The sequence below is a fragment of the uncultured Campylobacter sp. genome (genome assembly GCF_938031315.1).
Lineage (GTDB): Bacteria > Campylobacterota > Campylobacteria > Campylobacterales > Campylobacteraceae > Campylobacter_B.
The window spans coordinates 1-2,704 of sequence record NZ_CALHHT010000493.1; the positions used below are offsets into that span (position 1 = coordinate 1).

A 2,704-nucleotide genomic window follows, 5' to 3' on the forward strand; every position below is an offset into this window, starting at 1 on the left:
GAATTTTAGAATTTTAGAATTTTAGAATTTTAGAATTTTAGAATTTTAGAATTTTGCGGCGCGCAGATTAATAGACAAATTAAAACGCGCCGCAGCAAGTGGTGCCAGCAGCTAGTTTGCAGCGTCTTGAAGCTCTTCTTCGATCTCGGAGTTGCTTTTTACGACCATGCCTGAGCCATGGATGACGCTAGGCATGCAGGATGTGCAGATATGCACCGTCTCGCCGTTTTTATGCGCCTTGATAAAGACCGCGTTTTCATCGTCGCTGCTTTTTAGCGAACAAATATTGCAAATGTAAATATCACCTGATTTCATAGAAATCCTTTCTTAAAAAATTTTGCACTATTTTATGAAAATTTCAAAATTTTTCATTGATTTTAGTTAATCTTTAGCGATTTTTATTGCGGGCGCTTTCGTCTATCAGCACTACGTGCGTCAAAAAGATGATGAAAAATAGCTGGAAAAATAATCCTACCAGCGGGATCAAACAAAGCAGGTAAAAAATAAAAGCGCTTAGGGCAAATTTATATCCGCCGCCCATTTTATAAGAGCGCTCGAAGCTTTTCGCGCTTAACGCATTTGAAGCGACGTCGATTAGAACCAGCTTGTAATAGATATAAAAAAACGGCACGTTGATGATGAATAAATTTATTACCGACACAAACAAAAGCACCGAGCAGATAAATAAAATCGCTAAAAATTTTAAAATTTCAACGCTCATCAGCTTTAGCACTCGCGCCATGCTCGCTTCGTCCGCGCGACTTAGGTGGTAGTGGCGTGCGTTGATCTCTTTAGTGACTGCGGGCGTCAAAAAGGCTGCGATGATAAGCGCGCAAAACACGCTAAGCATAAGCACTGCAAAGCTTGCGAGCGCGTAAAAAATCGCTCCGATGATCCACTTCGTCGCGGCGAAGCTTAGAATTTTCGCGATTATCGGGAAGCGCTGTTCGTCCAAGAAGCTAAAATCGCCGCTTTGCGCGCCTGCGCTAAGCACGCTAAAAAGCTCGCTACCGCCGAAATATGCAACCGCGCCCAAAATCACTAGCGGGCAAAAAAACGGCAGCAGCGAAAGCAAAATAAACTTGCGCGTAAAAAAATCCTCACTGCTGAGTCTAAAAATTTTACCCATTTGCCGCGCTCGCGTTAAATTTTAAAATTTCAAACTTCTCGGCTTTTGCGGCATTCGCAGCTCTCGCGGCGGGAGCTTTGAAATTTACGGCGGAGATTTTGAAATTTGCAGCTAGAGTTTTAAAGCTCGCGGCGATGGTTTTAAAATTTAAAGCGGAAATTCCAAAACTTGCGGCTGGAGTTTTAAATTTCGTGACTTGAAATCTTAAATTCTGTGAGCCAGGCTTTAAATTTTGCGCCGGGAATTTCGCGACCGCGCTGCGGGTTAAAATTTGAGCCCTAAATTTCATGGCAAATTCCGCGCGCAAAATTTTGCGGCAGAAATTTGCGCCTGAAATTTTATGACCGAAACCCGGGCCCGAAATTTTATGATTGAATTTAGCCCTAAATTTAGATTCAAATTTCATTGGCTTCGCGCTATTTCGCGGCCTCGTAAATTTCATCCAGTTTGGCGTAAATTTCGCTTACGCTCACCGTTCCGCCGGCGAGAATTTCAAGCAAGACTTCATTGTCCTCTTTTTCGCCCCAAATTTTGCGGTAGCCGCCCTCTTTGTAACCGTGATCTTGGCGGAATTTATTCAGCACGTTTTTGCCGATGTATTTTTCAAATAAAATATCGAGGCTCACGCCGCATTTTAGCGCCACGCGGAAAAAGTCGGTCAAAAGCTCGCCGATATGCAGATCAAAGCCGCTCGTTTCATGAACGATGAGCTCTATGTCATTTATAATCTCGTAGATGTTGTATTCGTCTATGCTATATGCGTAGGAGCTAAATTCCGAAAAACCGCTAACGGCAATGATCTCGCTGACGATGGAATTTAGATCTTTGGCCTTATAATTCTGCTCCAAAATATAGCTCATTACAAAGTGCCAGATATCTACGATCTCGATTGCGATATTATCTACGTCGGGCTTTGCTTCGATATTTTTCCAGTGCTTCCAAGCAAAGCTGTCGATGAGCTCGGCGCACTCCATATAAATGCAGCGCTTCCAATTAATCAGTTTGCCGTTTTTTGTGTAGCCGTCCTCCCAGCCCGCGCCGTTCGTCTCGTCGTTTAGGCGCTGCTGCATCAAAAACATCTCTTTTACTTTTTTATAATTTTCCATCTTTTCTCCTAAAATTTAGCGCATAATTATAGCCGATAAAAGAAAATCATTGTATAATTGGCGCAAAAAGGAATTTTGAGATGAAACAGGATTGCGACAAATTCGGCGATTTTTTAAGCAAGATGAAGCTCCTCTCGCTTGCGGTGCTGAGGGATAATCTGCCCTATTGCTTCAGCGCGTTTTATGCCTACGATGCGCAAAACAAAGAGCTCATCATCTCAAGCTCGGCCGATACGCAGCACATCAAGGCGATCTTCTCAAACAGACACGTCGCGGGCACGATCGCGCTGGATACGAAGTTTGTAGCGCGCATCAAGGGGATTCAATTCACCGGACAGATACGCAGCGCCGACGAGCGCGCCGAGACGCTGTATCTTAAGCGCTTCCCGTTTGCGCGCGCGATGGAGACTGATTTTTTTACTATCAGAATCGATTGGATGAAGCTAACCGACAACACTCTAACATTCGG

The 2,704-nt window shown here is 43.9% G+C and carries 5 protein-coding genes; 1 reads left to right on the forward strand and 4 read right to left on the reverse strand.

Translation table 11 applies throughout. The annotated features are described in order from the left end of the window. Positions 1–111 precede the first annotated feature (111 nt). From Q0236_RS12115 to Q0236_RS12130, 4 genes are all read right to left on the reverse strand, one after another. Complete coding sequence (locus Q0236_RS12115) at positions 112–315, reverse strand: hypothetical protein (RefSeq protein ID WP_005869903.1); 204 nt, start codon at positions 313–315, stop codon at positions 112–114. Positions 316–388: 73 nt separating this feature from the next. Continuing rightward, complete coding sequence (locus Q0236_RS12120) at positions 389–1,129, reverse strand: EI24 domain-containing protein (protein ID WP_297918432.1); 741 nt, start codon at positions 1,127–1,129, stop codon at positions 389–391. Further along, positions 1,122–1,535, reverse strand: coding sequence for a hypothetical protein (locus tag Q0236_RS12125; protein ID WP_297918434.1), 414 nt, complete (start codon positions 1,533–1,535; stop codon positions 1,122–1,124). Before Q0236_RS12125 ends, Q0236_RS12120 begins: the two co-directional genes overlap by 8 nt. A 10-nt stretch (positions 1,536–1,545) precedes the next feature. Further along, entirely contained in the window at positions 1,546–2,235 is a 690-nt protein-coding gene (locus tag Q0236_RS12130; RefSeq protein ID WP_297918437.1) for a dUTP diphosphatase, read from the reverse strand. Positions 2,236–2,315: 80 nt separating this feature from the next. Here Q0236_RS12130 and Q0236_RS12135 point away from each other — a divergent pair. Then, positions 2,316–2,704: hypothetical protein (locus Q0236_RS12135; RefSeq protein WP_297918439.1), on the forward strand; the 389-nt coding region annotated here is incomplete at its 3' end.

What these genes read in the sequence shown, in the direction of transcription:
- Q0236_RS12115 (WP_005869903.1), bottom strand. Translation starts at nt 315, where the DNA reads ATGAAATCAGGTGATATTTACATTTGCAATATTTGTTCGCTAAAAAGC.
- Q0236_RS12120 (WP_297918432.1), bottom strand. Translation starts at nt 1,129, where the DNA reads ATGGGTAAAATTTTTAGACTCAGCAGTGAGGATTTTTTTACGCGCAAG.
- Q0236_RS12125 (WP_297918434.1), bottom strand. Translation starts at nt 1,535, where the DNA reads ATGAAATTTGAATCTAAATTTAGGGCTAAATTCAATCATAAAATTTCG.
- Q0236_RS12130 (WP_297918437.1), bottom strand. Translation starts at nt 2,235, where the DNA reads ATGGAAAATTATAAAAAAGTAAAAGAGATGTTTTTGATGCAGCAGCGC.